Annotated in this window: 13 protein-coding genes; 5 read left to right on the forward strand and 8 right to left on the reverse strand. The window is 71.8% G+C overall.

The features are described 5' to 3' along the window. Window positions 1–22: 22 nt before the first annotated feature. From SPRI_RS09695 to SPRI_RS09720, 6 genes are all read right to left on the reverse strand, one after another. The gene (locus SPRI_RS09695; protein ID WP_053557719.1) at window positions 23–1,588 is read right to left on the reverse strand and encodes an FAD-dependent oxidoreductase; all 1,566 of its coding nucleotides are present in this window, start codon (window positions 1,586–1,588) and stop codon (window positions 23–25) included. Continuing rightward, window positions 1,588–2,331: a class I SAM-dependent methyltransferase gene (locus tag SPRI_RS09700; protein WP_037773566.1), complete on the reverse strand. Its 744-nt coding sequence runs from the start codon at window positions 2,329–2,331 to the stop codon at window positions 1,588–1,590. The genes SPRI_RS09695 and SPRI_RS09700 overlap by 1 nt, the downstream gene beginning before the upstream one ends. Beyond that, complete coding sequence (locus SPRI_RS09705) at window positions 2,328–3,584, reverse strand: lycopene cyclase family protein (RefSeq protein WP_005310843.1); 1,257 nt, start codon at window positions 3,582–3,584, stop codon at window positions 2,328–2,330. Before SPRI_RS09705 ends, SPRI_RS09700 begins: the two co-directional genes overlap by 4 nt. Window positions 3,585–4,497: 913 nt before the next feature. Continuing rightward, complete coding sequence (locus SPRI_RS09710) at window positions 4,498–5,289, reverse strand: ABC transporter permease (RefSeq protein ID WP_005310845.1); 792 nt, start codon at window positions 5,287–5,289, stop codon at window positions 4,498–4,500. Continuing rightward, window positions 5,286–6,239 (reverse strand): daunorubicin resistance protein DrrA family ABC transporter ATP-binding protein, encoded by a 954-nt coding sequence (locus SPRI_RS09715; RefSeq protein WP_005310847.1) that lies wholly within the window; start codon window positions 6,237–6,239, stop codon window positions 5,286–5,288. The genes SPRI_RS09710 and SPRI_RS09715 overlap by 4 nt, the downstream gene beginning before the upstream one ends. 36 nt (window positions 6,240–6,275) lie before the next feature. Further along, the gene (locus SPRI_RS09720) at window positions 6,276–6,944 is read right to left on the reverse strand and encodes a DUF4097 family beta strand repeat-containing protein (protein WP_005310849.1); all 669 of its coding nucleotides are present in this window, start codon (window positions 6,942–6,944) and stop codon (window positions 6,276–6,278) included. Window positions 6,945–7,180: 236 nt separating this feature from the next. Between SPRI_RS09720 and SPRI_RS09725 the strand changes: the two genes are divergently transcribed. After that, window positions 7,181–7,936, forward strand: coding sequence for a MarR family transcriptional regulator (locus SPRI_RS09725; protein ID WP_005310851.1), 756 nt, complete (start codon window positions 7,181–7,183; stop codon window positions 7,934–7,936). Window positions 7,937–8,196: 260 nt separating this feature from the next. On the opposite strand, the gene SPRI_RS09730 is transcribed toward SPRI_RS09725, so the two are convergent. Further along, window positions 8,197–8,820: a hypothetical protein gene (locus SPRI_RS09730; RefSeq protein WP_005310853.1), complete on the reverse strand. Its 624-nt coding sequence runs from the start codon at window positions 8,818–8,820 to the stop codon at window positions 8,197–8,199. Window positions 8,821–8,838: 18 nt separating this feature from the next. Continuing rightward, on the reverse strand, window positions 8,839–9,837 hold the full coding sequence (locus SPRI_RS09735; protein ID WP_005310855.1) for an inorganic phosphate transporter: 999 nt from the start codon (window positions 9,835–9,837) through the stop codon (window positions 8,839–8,841). A gap of 453 nt (window positions 9,838–10,290) precedes the next feature. Here SPRI_RS09735 and SPRI_RS37020 point away from each other — a divergent pair, with 453 nt between their 5' ends. The 4 genes from SPRI_RS37020 to SPRI_RS09750 all read left to right on the forward strand — a co-directional run bounded on the left by SPRI_RS37020 (window position 10,291) and on the right by SPRI_RS09750 (window position 14,528). Then, entirely contained in the window at window positions 10,291–10,797 is a 507-nt protein-coding gene (locus tag SPRI_RS37020) for a DUF2690 domain-containing protein (protein WP_078951238.1), read from the forward strand. Between the two features lie 182 nt (window positions 10,798–10,979). After that, the gene (locus SPRI_RS09740; protein ID WP_158685149.1) at window positions 10,980–11,894 is read left to right on the forward strand and encodes a hypothetical protein; all 915 of its coding nucleotides are present in this window, start codon (window positions 10,980–10,982) and stop codon (window positions 11,892–11,894) included. A gap of 107 nt (window positions 11,895–12,001) precedes the next feature. Continuing rightward, window positions 12,002–12,475 (forward strand): hypothetical protein, encoded by a 474-nt coding sequence (locus tag SPRI_RS09745; protein ID WP_005310861.1) that lies wholly within the window; start codon window positions 12,002–12,004, stop codon window positions 12,473–12,475. Window positions 12,476–13,049: 574 nt separating this feature from the next. Next, window positions 13,050–14,528, forward strand: coding sequence for a sugar transferase (locus tag SPRI_RS09750; RefSeq protein ID WP_005310863.1), 1,479 nt, complete (start codon window positions 13,050–13,052; stop codon window positions 14,526–14,528). Window positions 14,529–14,605: the final 77 nt, after the last annotated feature.

The raw sequence follows: 14,605 nt of genomic DNA on the forward strand, positions 1-14,605 counted from the left end.
TTACCGCGAGGCCGGTGGTGGCTCAGGTACCGTCCGCGAGCCGGGCGGCCATGCCCCGCAGCACCGGCGAACGCCCCTTGCGGGGCACCGTCCACAGCGGGTGGCCGGCCGCGCCCCAGCGCCGCAGCAGTGAGTTGGCGGCGAGGAACCCGGTCGTGGCGGCACGCTCCATGAGCGCCACCGGCAGGTCGGTGCGGACCAGGTCGCCGGCCATCGTCAGCGCGGGGTGGGGAGTGGTCACCGCCGGACGGGAGAGGTAGCCCTTGACGGGGAACAGCGGGCAGTCCGCACGCCATTCGTGCCGGGCGTCGACGACCCGGGCCCCGGCGGTCTCCGGGTAGACCTCGTGAAGCTGCCGCAGCAGGTCGCGCTCGACGGCGTGGCGGTCGGCCGGCTCTTCGACGGCGTAACCGTGCAGTTCCACGACGCTGCCACCGGTGCGCCGCGCCCAGCGGACCGCCTCCCCCTCCCAGCGGTCCAGCACGCTCACGTTGTCCAGGCCGCCGAAGCCGCTCGTGCCGAGGAAGCCGGGGCGGGACCGGGCCACGGGACGGTCCAGCCACAGCCGGGACACCAGGAAGGGCGGCGCGGTCCGCTGGGCCGCGATTCCCGACCGCCACGCCTCGTCCCCCAACCCCGGCGACGCCTCGACCAGCCGCTGCAGACCCGTCACGTCCAGAGCCAGGACCACGGCGTCGTACGCGGTGGAGGTGCCGCCGGCGTCGACGCTCAGAGCGGTGCCGCCCGACGGCCGGACGGAGTCGACGGGTGCGCCGGTCCGGACGTCCACGCCCAGGCGTTCGAGGTAGCGGCCCAGCGGCTCCCAGAGGGCCTGCGGGAAGGGGTCGTCGGGCACGTCGAAGAGCAGTCCCTCCGAGGAGCCGAGGAAGTAGATGTGGAACATCAGCAGCAGTTCGGCCGCCGACAGCTCGCGCGGGTCGGAGAAGAAGCTGCGGGAGAACACCTCGAACGCGAGGTGGTGCGCCGCCGGGGGGAAGTTGACCGCCTCGAGGAAGTCGTGGGCGCTGACGGCGTCGTACCGCTCGTACACCTCGGGCACGCGCACGTCGAAGAGCGGGAGAGCGGCCCTCGGCCGCACGGCCGCCAGGTCCCGCCATCCGAAGGTCGGGCTGAGTGCCGCGAACCCGACCGCGCTCCAGGGTGGTGTGCGGGGCACATGGGCGAAGCTGTCGGTGAGGCCGGTGCGATGACGCAAGGGGTAGTCGGGCAGCGGACGGAGGACGGAGAGCGAGGGGTCCGCACGGCGGAGCAGGCCGCGCAGGTTGTAGTACTGGCGGAAGAAGGCGTGGAAACCGCGGCTCATGGTCACCCGGCTGCCGTCCGCGAGCTCGGTCCGCCAGCCGGCGAGACGGCCGCCGAGGCCCGGTCCCCGCTCGTGGAGCGTGACCCTGACGCCTCTTTCCGCCAGGGCCGTCGCGGCCGCCAGACCGGCGATGCCGCCTCCGACGACCGCTGCCCGCGGCGCCGGTCCGTGGACCCGGCGCAGACCCGGCGCCGCCGGCACCACCTGCGCCTTCCGGTCCCGGCCCCGGCGGGGAGCCGCCCCGTCGCGGACGCCCGGGCGGATCACCGGGCACCTGCTTCCCGGCGGCCCTCACCGGATCCGGGGCGACGGCCCAGGAACGTGTGGACGATGCCGGTCTGCCATCCGGGCACCGGCAGCACCCGGGTGGCGCTGAATCCGGCGCCGGTGAGCCGGGCGGCGAAGGCGGGCGCGGTGTCGAACTCCAGGACGCTGCGGTGGAGGTGGCGGTAGAGGCCGCTGTCGCCGGTGACGGTGCCGGCGGGGATGATGACCGCCCGGCACACGGCCGACCAGAGAGCCCGGTGCCCGGCGGACCCGCTCAGGGAGTATTCGTGCACCGCCAGTCTGCCGCCGGGACGCAGAGCCGAGTGGACCGCGGCCAGCACGGCGTCGGGGTCGGCCACGTTACGGAAGAGGTAGCCGGCGAAGACCGCGTCGAACGGCCCCGTGACCCCGGCGGCGGCCAGCCGTTCCACCGGCGTGTGCACGAACGTCACGCCGGCGGGCCAGCGTTTGGCGGCTGCCCGTTCGAGCATCCCCGCCGAGGCGTCGACCGCGGTGATCCGGGCGAGCGGGGCGGCCCGCAGCAGGGCGGCCGTCGAGGCTCCCGTGCCGCAGCCGACGTCGAGGACGTGCCGGCCGGCGCCGCCGTCGGGCAGGCGGAGCCGCCGCGCGGAACGTCCGAGGTCGCGGTGGTACCCGGCGTTGAGACCGACGAGCCGGTCGTACGCCGGGGCGGCATGGTCGAAGGCCGCTGCCAGGTCCGCGTCGCGCATCAGCGTCATCGAGTGCTCTCTTCGCGTGTGAGGGGGAAGGGCTTCTGCGGCAGGAAGGGCAGTTCCGCCGCGGTACGGAGCATGGGGCCGACGGGTGTGGCGAACCCGAGGAGCAGGTCCTCCCACAGCCCGGTCCGGCCGTCGAGGAAACGCAGCACCCGTTCGGCGGGCAGGCGCCGGAACAACCGGGTGAAGAAGTCGGGGCCGTTGACGCGTCCGGTGTCCAGGGCGCGCAGCATCACGGCGTCCATGGCCAGCGCGCGACGCCCGTGGGGCGCCGGCAGCCGGACCTCCTTGCCGTCACGCAGCGCGGCGGCGACGGCCTTGCTCTGCCGCTGGACGGCGGAGAAGGTGTAGCCGGTCGCCGGCCTGGTGGCACCCCCGACGGCGCCGATGCGGTGCACGGCGGCGCCGACCCGCCGGGCGAACCGCGCGTCGGTCATGGGGATGACGCCCGCTTCGACGGAACGCACCTCGAACGGTCCGAGGCGCAGGACGTCCCGGGAGTACTGCTCGAGGGCCGCCTCGTACTCCGGGCGGGACAGCGGGGTCCTGGAGAACTGGGTGTACTCGACGAGCGCGTCCTGCGGGCCGAGCGGGAGTACGTATCCGAAGGCGAGTCCGTGGGCGGGCTGAGGGACCCGGAAGTCCATCAGCTCCACGACCTCGTCGTCGAAGGCCGGGGCCGGGGTGCGGACGAACCAGCCTCTGAAGTGCTGCAGCAGGGTGCTGCGGGCCGGCGGCAGCGAACGGGCGGGCCGGGAGTCGAACAGGTGCCGGCCCCGCAGTGCGATGCGGTCCCCTCCGGCGGTGACGCACAGGGCTTCCGCGCCGCCGGGCACGTTGCGCACCGTCTCCGCCGTCGCCTCCACCAGCCGCACATGAGGAAGAGCGGCCAGCCGCGATCCGACCAGGGCTTCGAAACCGTCCGAGCGGAGCATCCGGTAGCGCAGCGTGTCGAGTTCGCCCTCGACCACCTCGCCGTCCCGGCCGTGGACGCGCAACCGCCGCCAGGACGCGACCAGGGCGTCGTCGAAGTCGCCCGGGCCCTCCTGCCAGAAGCACCAGGTGCGTTCGGGCGGGCGCAGCGACGGCCTCGGCGTGTCCACCAGCGCCACCGAGAGGGGACGGGCGGAGCCGGGAGCCGTCAGCGCGTGCGCGAGCGACAGTCCCGCCGCCCCGCCGCCGACGATCACGACGTCGGTGGCGTCCCCGTGGACGGTGGAGTGCCCGAGACCGGTGGGGTCGCCGGCGTGACTCATGCGCCCTCCTTGTGGAGGACGTCCATTCCGTCGCCCCTCGGGGACACCATGTGCGCCTCGCCCGCCATCGCCTCGACCACCGGGTGCAGTGCTGCCGCGTGCACTGCTGCGTCGAGTCTGCCCGGCGGCGGCGGCGCAGGCGGTGTTCCGGGCACGGTCCGCGTGGCGAAGCGTCAGCCGGCCCGTTGATCCCCGGTCCTCGTTCGCCGGGGGCGTCGGAGTCGGTTTCCGGGCGCCCGGTGGCGCGTGCGGGTCCGTCCGTCGTCTCCTCCCGCCGTGTCCGCAGTTCGTCCGCCGGGACGAGCAGGGCCGCCGGGGCGGACGAGCTGAGGACCATCACCTCCCGGCGGGGCGGCAGCCGGCCGGGGAGGTCGGGAGGAGTTCGGCAGAGACGTTTCTGCCCGGCTCCTCAGTGGCTCATGAATCTCCTGGACTCCCCCGGCGTACCCCGGCCGGAAGTGGCGGGTTGCCGCATTCACCGGCTCCACGGCGAGGCGACCGAGTCGAGACTGTTCCAGGATCCGGCTCGGGCGCGGCGTCCAGGCGCACAGCGGTGAAGGGTTCCTCCGGCTCTCTGTCCGTCCCTCCGGTGAGCGACGGAAGTCGGTCCGGATGGCCTTCAGCCCAAGGGAGTCCGGCTTCCGCCGGTCCGTCCAGGACTGCGAGGAGTCAGCATCCTCGTGGTGATCAGGCAGGTGGTGGTGGCGTGGGCGATCCGTTTGCCCGGGCCGTCGGGACCTTGCCCTCGGCGGCGGTGCGGCGGCCGGCGTGGATGACGATGCACTCGCCCGTGAATGTGTCCGTACGGCCCGGGCGGTGGTCGGCCGGGAATGCCGCTGGGGCGGCGTGGGCCGACACGTGGTGTCGGGTCACGCCGCCCTGGGGCGGGACGGATCGGGGCGGGCCGGGGTGCTTATCGGGGGTCCTGGTTGAACTTCGAGGTGGACCAGAAGTAACCGAGGAGGGCGAGGGCGATGGACCACGCGATGGTGAGCCATCCGTCGTGGCCGATCTCGGTGCCGAGGAGCAGGCCGCGCAGTGTCTCGATGGCCGGTGTGAACGGCTGGTACTCGGCGATGGGCCGGAACCAGCCGGGCATGGCATCCACGGGGACGAAGGTGCTGGAGATGAGGGGCAGGAAGATCAGGGGCATGGCGTTGTTGCCGGCGGCTTCGGCGTTGGGGCTGATCAGGCCCATGCCGACGGCGATCCAGGTGAGTGCCGTGGCGAAGAGCGCGAGCAGCCCGAACGCCGCCAGCCACTCCAGTGCCGTGGCGTCGGTGGAGCGGAAGCCGATGGCGACGGCGACGGCGCCGACGAGGACGACGCTGATGATCGACCGCAGGACGCTGCCGACGACGTGTCCGACGAGTACGGAGCCGCGGTGGATCGCCAGGGTACGGAAGCGGGCGATGATGCCCTCGGTCATGTCGTTGGAGACGGAGACCGCGGTCCCGATGGTGGTACTGCCGATGGTCATCAGCAGCAGGCCGGGGACGAGGTAGGCGATGTAGGCGGAACGGTCCGCGCCGCCGCCACCGATGCCGGCGCTCATGGTGTCGCCGAAGATGTAGACGAACAGCAACAGCAGCATGATCGGCGTGAGCAGCAGGTTCAGCGTGAGGGACGGGTAGCGCCGTGCGTGCAGGAGATTGCGGCGCAGCATGGTGGACGAGTCGCGCACGGCGAGAGAGAGGGAGCTCATCGGACAGCCTCCTTCGGCTGGTTGGGGACGTCGCTGCCGGTCAGGGCGAAGAACACGTCGTCGAGGTCGGGGGTGTGCACGGTCAGTTCGTCCGCCTCGATGCCGGCCGAGTCCAGCCGGTCGAGGATCGACCGCAGCTCGCGTTGGCTGCCGTCGCCGGGGATCCGCAACGACAGGGCCTCGTCGTCCCGGGTGACATCGCGCAGGACGGACGCGGCGGACCGGTACGCGGCCGGGTCGGTGAAGCGGAGCCGGACATGCCCGCCCGGGATCAGCCGCTTCAACTCGTCGGCGCTTCCCTCTGCGACGATCCTGCCGCCGTTGAGCACAGCGATGCGGTCGGCGAGTTCGTCGGCCTCTTCGAGGTACTGGGTGGTGAGGAAGACGGTGACGCCGCCGGCGACCAGTTCGCGGATGACGCCCCACATGTTGTGGCGTGCCCGCGGGTCGAGGCCGGTGGTCGGTTCGTCGAGGAAGATGATCCGCGGGTTGCCGACCAGGGTCATGGCGATGTCCAGGCGGCGCTTCATGCCGCCGGAGTAGGTGGAGGCCGGCTTCTTCGCCGCCTCCACCAGGTCGAACCGTTCCAGCAGTTCGGCGGCGACCCGCCGCCCCTCGGCCCTGGGCAGGTGGTGCAGGTCGGCCATGAGGAGCATGTTCTCCTCGCCGGTGATCAGCCCGTCGACGGCGGAGAACTGACCGGTGACGCCGATCGCGGCCCGCACCGCCTGCGGTGACGCGGCCAGGTCGTGACCGGCGACCTCGGCCCGCCCGCCGTCGGCGGTGACGAGCGTGGAGAGGATCTTCACGGCGGTGGTCTTGCCGGCGCCGTTCGGGCCGAGCAGGGCGAAGACCGTTCCCTCGGGGACGGTCAGGTCGATGCCGTCGAGGACGGTCCTGTCGCCGTAGGACTTGTGCAGACCGTGCGCCGCGATGGCCGGTGTGGTCATGAGGGTGCTCCTTCGAAGCGGGTCAAGGGCTGCGGATCAGAGGCTGCGGGCGGTGATGTCGCCGTAGGAGGTCGTCGCGTGGATGTTCAGAGCGGCGACGCCACCGTTGTTCTTCAGGGCGTTGCTGATCCGGCCGTGGCCCGTGCCGGCGTCCAGCGTGGCGGAGACGTCGTGGGCGGCGTCGACCGAGATGTCGCCGTACTCGGTGCGCAGGGTGAGGGTGCCGTGGGCGGCCTCGTTGATGCGGATGTGGCCCTTCTGGGTGCTGATGTCGGCGGGGCCGCCCAGCCGGCCGATGGTGACGTCGCCGGCGTGGGCGGTGACGCGGACGCTTGCGGCCTCGTCGAGCTTGATGTCGCCGTGCGCGCCGTCGAGGGCGACGTCGCCGAACCGTCCGACGCCACGGAACTCGGCGGCGGCCGCCGTCGCCTCGATGCGGGAGCCGGCGGGCAGTTGGACGGTGACCTCGATGGATCCGGACGGGCCGAGGTACTGCTTCCTCGCCGCCGGGGCCGCGATCCGCAGCACGCCGTCGGCGTAGGCGACGGTGGCCTGCTCCGCGGCCTTCACGTCGCGGCTCTTGGCGGTGTCCGCGGGCAGGACCTCGACCGTGGTGTCGGTCCGGTCGGCGGCGATGAACTGCACGCGTCCCGCGGGGATGTCGATGACGGCGGAGACGGGGGCGGGGGTGTCGAACTTCTGCATCGTGCTCTCCTTCGGTGCTTCTTGTTTCTGACACCGGAAACGCTACGTTGCGTTCACAGGAGCGGCAACTACCTTGTTGCACTCAACCCGCATCGCAGCAGCTCAACGGCCCAATTTCGTTGCAACGGCTTTACTTGGAACGCAACGAACGCGACGCTCTTCGTTGCATTGGATGGAGAGTGAACGCTATGCTGCGGTCATCGGAAGACCCGCGAAGCAGCCTGAAGGAGACCGCGATGCCGGGAGGCAGGCTCACCCAGCAGGAACGCCAGCAGATCGCGCTGGGACTGGCCGACGGCCTCGCCTACGCGGAGATCGCCAGACGCCTCGACCGCCCCACCTCCACGATCACCCGAGAGGTGATGCGTAACGGCGGCCCCACTGCCTACCGTGCCGACCTGGCCCACCGCGCCACCGAGCGCCGCACCCACCGGCGCAGACAGGGCACCCGCCCCGGGGCGGACGGGCCCGGGCAGACAAACGGGCGCGACGCCGAGGCCGTGCGTGAGTACGAGGAGACGTTCACGACCCTCCTCATGCAGCAGGGCCTGCCCAAGATGACCTCCCGGGTCCTGGTCTCCCTCTACACCAGCGACGCGGGCAGCCTCACCGCGTCCGAACTCGTCCAGCACCTCCGGGTCAGCCCGGCGTCCATCTCCAAAGCCGTCGCGTTCCTCGAGAGCCAGGGCCTCATCCGCCGGGAACGCGACGAACGCCGCCGCGAGCGCTACATCGCCGACGACGACGTCTGGTACCAAGGAATGGTCTCCGCAGCCCGTACGCACGCCCAACTCGCCGAAACCGCACGGCAGGGCGTCAGCCTCCTCGGCCCCGACAGCCCGGCCGCCGTCCGCCTCGAGAACATCGCCCGCTTCGTCGACTTCGTCGGCGAAAGCATGATCCGCGCCGCCGAACAGGCCCGCGAAGTCCTCCACACCAAGGCCGAACCCGCCGCAGCCACCACTGCCGAACCGACGCCGGACGGCGGCTAGGGCTCATACGGTGCAGACCCCGGCCCTGCACCGCTGCCTGCGCCGGCGCAACGCCGGCGCGCCCGCCCCCCGACAGGGCGTGGCCTCGCCGCTCGTCGGGCCGGGCGGCGGCGACATCGCTGCACCGCTCTTCATCGGGACGGCGGGCTGGTCCCTGATCGCTGTGCTCGCACACACCCCGGGCGACGCACAACCGCCGCGCTCGCCCGGCACCTCGTCCACGACATGGAATGGGGACCAGCTGCGCGGGCGGCCGGGCTTCATCCGCGCTGCGAGAGGGCCTGCGCGGGAAGCGGTTCCTGTTCCCTGGTGGTCCGGACCCGGGCCTCGGTCACGGCTCGACGAAGGAGCCGGGACAGGCGCTGGTCGGCGTCGGGGGCGGAGAGCAGGACGCGCAGGGCGTGTTCGAGAGCGTGGTGGCCGGGGCCGTGCCACCACAGCATGTCGGCGATGCGGGCCGGTGCCGTCGAGGTACGGGCCCGGGCGAGCCGCCGGGCCCGGGCGTGGCAGGCCGCGCTGCGGCATTCAAGGCGCCGAGAGCCGGGCCGCACGCGACGGGCGGCGTCCACCACCGTGCCCACCAGCAAGGGACCGTAAGCGCGGTCGGCAGGCCCCGCGTCGGCGAGATCGGCGGCCAGTGGCCACAGGGCCCGGCGGGTGGCGTCGTCGACGGAGTCGTTGACCGCACGGGCGAGCGCGGCGAGTACCGGATGGGTGCCGGGCGGGCGGTCGGTGAAGCGGCCGGTGGCCAGCAGGGAGGCCGCCTCCATGAGGCAGGCGCCGTCGTCGGGGTGCAGATGGGCGAAGCGGCCCGGCACGGGGAGGCCGTCGGGGACTTCGGCACGTGGTGGCCTGCCCGGCTCGGGAGCGGGTGGGGTGGGCATCGTGGGCCTCCGCTGAGGTCACAGACCGGTGATGGCGTGCAGGATCAGATAGAGGGCGGCGGCGGGCAGCCCGGCTCCGGGAAAGGTGAGGATCCACGCGATGCCGATGGAACGGGCCACCTGCCAGCGCACGGCCTTGATGCGCCGGGTCGCGCCGGCGCCCAGGATGGCCGCGGTGATCGTCTGGGTGGTGGAGATCGGGGCCTTGAACACGAACGCGGTGGTGTAGAGGACGGCCGTGGCGGCGGTCTCGGCGGCGAAGCCGCGCGGCGGATCGAGGTGCACGATGCGCCGGCCGAGGGTGGTGATGATGCGGCGCCCACCGGTGTAGGTACCGGCGGCCATCGCCGCGGCCACGGCCGCGATCACCCACAGGGGTACGGAGAAGTCGTCCTGCCATCCCGCCGTGACCATGGCGAGGACGATGACGCCCATGGTCTTCTGCGCGTCCTGCAGCCCGTGCCCGAGACCCATGGCGGCGGCTGACACGGTCTGCGCCGCGCGGAAGCGGCGGGTGACGGGGCGCGGGGCGGAGCGGCGGAACGCCCACAGAATGATCGTGTGCAGGCTGTAGCCCAGGGCCACACCGACCAGCGGGGACAGCAGCATGGGCAGAAGGACCTTGTCCACGATCCCGGTCCAATGCACGGTTGCGGAGGCGGCGAGGGCGGCACCGACCAGTCCGCCGATCAGGGCGTGGGAGGACGAGGTCGGCAGACCCCGCCACCAGGTGAAGATGTTCCAGCCGATCGCGCCGACGAGCGCGCACAGCACCAGCAACAGGCCCGACAGTTCCTCAGGTGCACCGATGATGCCGCTGCCGACGGTCTTGGCCACCTCCGTGCCCAGGAAGGCGCCGAGGAAGTTCACCACGGCGGCCATGGCCAAGGCGGTCCGGGGCGTGAGGGCGCGGGTGGAGATGGAGGTGGCGATCGCGTTCGCGGCGTCGTGGAAGCCGTTGGTGAAGTCGAACGTCAGCCCCACGACGATGATCAGCAGCACAAGCGTGAGCTCCATGGCCGGACACCTTTCGCCACGCACACGGTCCCGGACTGCCCCAGGCGCCCTCTCTCCATCGTGCAGCGAAACCCCCGCGGGTTCAGGGCACGGACACGCACACGGCCGCTGAAGGTCTCCCCTGCTCGGACCGGAGGCCGGCCGGTACGCGCTGCGGCCGCTCCCGCCCGCTCGTCCTGCCGCACGGGCACCGGCCGGGGGTCCCGCGGGGTCCGTTCCGTGATCGCCCTCGATGCCTCGTCCGCCTCCGTCCGCCGTCCGCGCTCGAGACAGGACGAGCACCGGCGGCCGCGGCTCACACCGATCGCCGCTCGCCCTCACGGCCGCATCGTCGGGGCATGCGCCAGGGGGCTTCGGCCCAGACCGAAAGGGCGCGCGGATTTCCCCACGGGTCGGCAAGCTGCGGTGCAGGGCCGAACCTGGCCGGAGCGCAGCGTCAGAAGGGACCCACGGATGCTCGACCTGAACAGCGGCCGCCGCAAGACGCCGGCCATGGTGTTCGCCGCAGCCGTCTGCGTGACAGGTCTCATGGTCACAGGCGCCTCTCCCGCCCATGCCGCCGGCCCTTACGACGGTGCGGACCCGGCTGCCACAGGCTGCTCCTCCAACGCCAGGACCCTCGCCTCCGCGCCCCTCTACCGGCCGGGCTCGACCAGCCAGGTCGGCACCATCGAGATGCGCTACAGCAACACCTGCATGACCCAGTGGATCCGCGTCCACTCCAGCATCAGTATCTGCAGCCCTCACCCATGTCGCAACGACGCGCAGATCACCCGCCCCGCCGGCGTGGACGGTCCAGCCCTGACGGTGGGCCGCGGCAACGTGGCCGCCGGTGAGCCCTACCAATGGAGCTTGATGGTCCATACCCCCAACACCCGCTCCTGCGGGACCGGTTACGCCGATACCGGCGTCACCCTTGCCTACCCCTACGGCGAACCGGGCCGCCAGATCTGCGGTTGAGCCTCGCTGACCCGCTTCTCCGGTGGCTGCCCACGTCCACCCGCGAGCCGGGCCGGCCGCAGGGCTTGATCATCGCCCCGCATCCAGCGGACGTGCCTGCGCCCAGGACGTCACGAGCATCTTCAGCGCGGCCACCGCGACCAAGGTGGCGACCGAACCAGGGGGACACCGCCATGTGGCGCATGCGCATGCTCACCGCCGCGAGTACCGCACTGGCCGCCGCGGTACTCGTCGTGACGGGATGCACGGACGGCAAGGCCCCGCAGAAGCAGCGTGTCTCCGCCACGGCGGAGCGGATGAGGCCGCTGACGGACGCGGAGACACTGCGGATAGCGGACGCCCAGCAGCGGTTGATAGGCCGCTGCATGGCAGGCAAGGGATTCGAGTACTGGGAAGCGGAGCGGCTGAGTCTGCGCGAGAGCCGCACTCTCGGCTATGTGGCGGACGATGTCGAATGGGCTCGCGAGTACGGTTACGGCAGCCGTATCCACGCCAAGGCGGACATGGCGCGCAAGAACAACCGCAACGCCGCCTACCGCGCCACCCTGCCCTCCGAGCGGCGGACGGCCTACGACCTGGCTCTCGACGAAGGGCCGGGCGCACCCCGGATGTCCGTCCGGCTGCCCTCCGGCGGCGTCGTCGGCAAGCGGGTGGGCGGCTGCGTCGCCGACTCGGAGAAGCAGCTGTACGGGGACCTCGAGGCATGGTTCCGTGCGGACAAGATCGCCGGAAGCGCCGGCCGCCTCTACATACCGAAGGTCCTGGCCGACAAGGAGTTCACGGCCGGGCTGGCGGCCTGGTCGCGGTGTCTGCGGCGCGCGGGCCACACCTACGCGAACCCGGGAGACGCCCGCGACGCGGCGCTGCTGAACAAGCTCGGGACAGCCCCGGGCAAGGCCTTCGAAGCCGAGCGCGCACTCGCGGTGGCGGACGCCACCTGTGCCCGCTCGGTGAAGCTCCGGTCGATCGGCCAGGAGCGTGAGAAGCACTACGTGAACCAGCTCGACGGCGTCCACCGCGAAGCCCTCGACACCCGGGCGCGCCTGCAGCACCGGGCGCTGGAAGTCGCCAAGGAGATCGTCGGGCCGCGGGCCTGACCGTCCGGTCACAAGGGCTGACCGGCCCCCGGCCTCTTACACACCTCCGCGGGTCCGGTACCCGCGGACCGGCCATGCCCCCACCGGGCATCCACGAAGGAGTACACATGCGCAAGCTGGGCACCCTCGTCACGTCCCTGGGCCTGCTGGCCCTCGGCGCGGCCTTCCCCTCCACGGCCCAGGCGGCTCCGCAGCAGGGGTACTACTGCGACCAGACATGGAGCCAGACCGGCCGTGACGGCTACGTGCGGGCCTGGAGCGGCTTCGACTGCACGGGCACTCTGCTGGGAGCGGCTTACGACAACGACCTCAGCTGGGGCGACCAGGGAGGTGCCTTCCAGAACCGGGACGCGTACGAGGTCAAGTCCGTGATGAACAACGGCTATGTGGGCGGCAGGGACGTCGTCGCCTTCTACGAGATCCACAACAGCGGTGCCAGCTACGTCTGTCTCTCCCCCTACGAGCTGTACGCGGACGACATCACCGACAACCACTTCACGAGCGGCGCCCCCGTGAATCACATCGCGTTCCACCGGTGGATGACCGCTGCCGATTGCGCGGGCAACAGCTGGTTGACCTGAACCGCCGGCCTGACGCGGTGTCACCGAGCCGTCCTGCGGTTCGGTGACACCGCGTCCCCGCGCCCGGGCCGGACAGGCTGCCGGAGCGGGCGGTGGCGGCGGGACACCCGCAGGCGGTCACCGGTCGATGGAGCCGGACCCGAAGCTTGAACACAAATTACACACATCCCCTCTACACGTCGGCCCCCGATGGTCTAGATTGACCGTGCTTCAGCTGTTCGGACACGAGGCGACCAAAATGATCTATAGGTCCGGCGCTACGTAAAGCCTGCAGTCCCGACCCCTGCGCCAGACGTTGGGGTGATCGATTCACGGAGCCCGCGAGGGTCCTTGGGTGCGGGGAGCACCCGAGGTTCCGACGGGTTCCGCGCACCTCGCAAGCCTGGTCGGACACGCGAATCAGCTGTCTCCAGGGTGAGTTGTCCAAGCAGCGCCGGAACAGCCGGAATTCATGCGCGGGGGCGGGGGTGCCTCCCAGGGGGAGGAACAGCGCGGCGCGGGGGGCGGGGGTGCCTCCCGGGGGAGAAACAGTGCGAGGTGAACACCTCCAACACTGGCGACCTGGGGGGGTCCTGTGCAGCAGGGGGAATTAGTCGACCCGTTTCCGTCGGCGGCCGGGCGTCTGGCGAACGGGACGATCAGCCGGCCCGCGATCGAATGGGAGCAGCGGTACCGCCGTACCGTGATCACCAGCGATACCGTGGCCACCGCTTTCGTGGTGGCGGCGATCGGGAACTTCTTCGGGGTCCGGGACGCGGCCGACTGGCACGAGAAGTGGGGAATCCTCGCGTTCGGCACCGAACTTCTGGTGCTCGGAGCGCTTGCGGTGAGCCGGTCATGGGCTCCGGCCGTGCTCGGCCAGGGGGCCGAGGAGTTCCGCCGGCTCGGACGCTCCTTGTTCACGGCGACCGTCGTGCTGGCGCTCGGCGGGATCGCCCTCACCTCGCGCAACATCAAGCTCTGGATATTCGTCGCGATCCCCGCGATCGCGCTCGTCACCATGACCGCGCGGTATCTGCTCCGCCTCCGGCTGCACAAACAGCGCAACGAAGGACGGTGCCTGAGACCGGTGCTCGCCGCCGGGAGCCCGGCCACCGTGCGCGACCTGATCAGCCGGACCCGCAAGTTCCCGCACCTCGGCTGGCGGGTGGAGGCGGTGTGCACACCGGACGGTCTCGGGCCCGACGGTGACCACCTGGACGGGGTGCCGGTCGTCGGCCGGCTGGCGGACCTCGCGGACCACGTCCGCCACGCCGGCTACCGCGTCGTCGCGGTCACCCCGGACCCGCACTGGTCACCGGACCGGCTGCAGCGGCTGGCGTGGAACCTCGAGGGCAGCGATGCCGAGATGATCGTGGCCCCCGTCCTGATGGAGGTGGCCGGCCCGCGGCTGCACGTCGACGCGGTGCTCGGGATCCCGCTGCTGAGGGTCAGCATGCCGACCTTCACCGGGGGCCGCCGGGCGATCAAGGGGGTCGTCGACCGGATGGGCGCGGCGGTCCTGCTGGTGCTGTTCGCCCCGCTGATGGTGCTCGTCGGGCTGGCCGTGCTGGCGGACAGCCGGGGTGGGGCGCTGTACCGCCAGCGCAGGGTCGGCAAGGACGGCCGCGAGTTCACCATCTTCAAGTTCCGCACCATGGTCGACGGAGCTCACGCGGCACGCGCCCAGCTCGCCGACCGCAACGAGGGCGCCGGCCTGCTGTTCAAGCTCCGCCGGGATCCGCGGGTGACCCGCGTGGGGGCAGTGCTGCGCCGGTACTCGATCGACGAACTCCCGCAGCTGTTCAACGTGCTCACCGGATCGATGTCGCTCGTCGGTCCGCGGCCTCCGCTGCCGGAGGAGTCCGCGGCGTACGGCCCGGACATCCGGCGGCGGCTGCTGGTCAAGCCCGGGCTCACCGGCCTGTGGCAGATCAGCGGACGCAGCGACCTGCCGTGGGAGGAGGCGGTCCGCCTCGACCTGCGGTACGTGGAGGACTGGTCGCTCGCCCTGGACGCGGTGATCTTGTGGAAGACGCTGCGTGCGGTGATCCACGGGCAGGGGGCCTATTGATGCGCGGGGACCTGCGAGGGAACGGTCCCGCCGACGCGCGCACCGCAGGCCACAGGGGCCTGCCTGGGGGGAAGGAC

It is taken from the genome of Streptomyces pristinaespiralis (assembly GCF_001278075.1).
Classification (GTDB): domain Bacteria; phylum Actinomycetota; class Actinomycetes; order Streptomycetales; family Streptomycetaceae; genus Streptomyces; species Streptomyces pristinaespiralis.

Excerpts from the sequence above, each read along its gene's own strand:
- SPRI_RS09735 (WP_005310855.1), bottom strand. The coding sequence starts at position 9,837 with ATGGAGCTCACGCTTGTGCTGCTGATCATCGTCGTGGGGCTGACGTTC.
- SPRI_RS09720 (WP_005310849.1), bottom strand. The coding sequence starts at position 6,944 with ATGCAGAAGTTCGACACCCCCGCCCCCGTCTCCGCCGTCATCGACATC.
- SPRI_RS09740 (WP_158685149.1), top strand. The coding sequence starts at position 10,980 with ATGCGCATGCTCACCGCCGCGAGTACCGCACTGGCCGCCGCGGTACTC.
- SPRI_RS09705 (WP_005310843.1), bottom strand. The coding sequence starts at position 3,584 with ATGAGTCACGCCGGCGACCCCACCGGTCTCGGGCACTCCACCGTCCAC.
- SPRI_RS09710 (WP_005310845.1), bottom strand. The coding sequence starts at position 5,289 with ATGAGCTCCCTCTCTCTCGCCGTGCGCGACTCGTCCACCATGCTGCGC.
- SPRI_RS09715 (WP_005310847.1), bottom strand. The coding sequence starts at position 6,239 with ATGACCACACCGGCCATCGCGGCGCACGGTCTGCACAAGTCCTACGGC.
- SPRI_RS09725 (WP_005310851.1), top strand. The coding sequence starts at position 7,181 with ATGCCGGGAGGCAGGCTCACCCAGCAGGAACGCCAGCAGATCGCGCTG.
- SPRI_RS09700 (WP_037773566.1), bottom strand. The coding sequence starts at position 2,331 with ATGACGCTGATGCGCGACGCGGACCTGGCAGCGGCCTTCGACCATGCC.
- SPRI_RS09730 (WP_005310853.1), bottom strand. The coding sequence starts at position 8,820 with ATGCCCACCCCACCCGCTCCCGAGCCGGGCAGGCCACCACGTGCCGAA.
- SPRI_RS37020 (WP_078951238.1), top strand. The coding sequence starts at position 10,291 with ATGCTCGACCTGAACAGCGGCCGCCGCAAGACGCCGGCCATGGTGTTC.
- SPRI_RS09745 (WP_005310861.1), top strand. The coding sequence starts at position 12,002 with ATGCGCAAGCTGGGCACCCTCGTCACGTCCCTGGGCCTGCTGGCCCTC.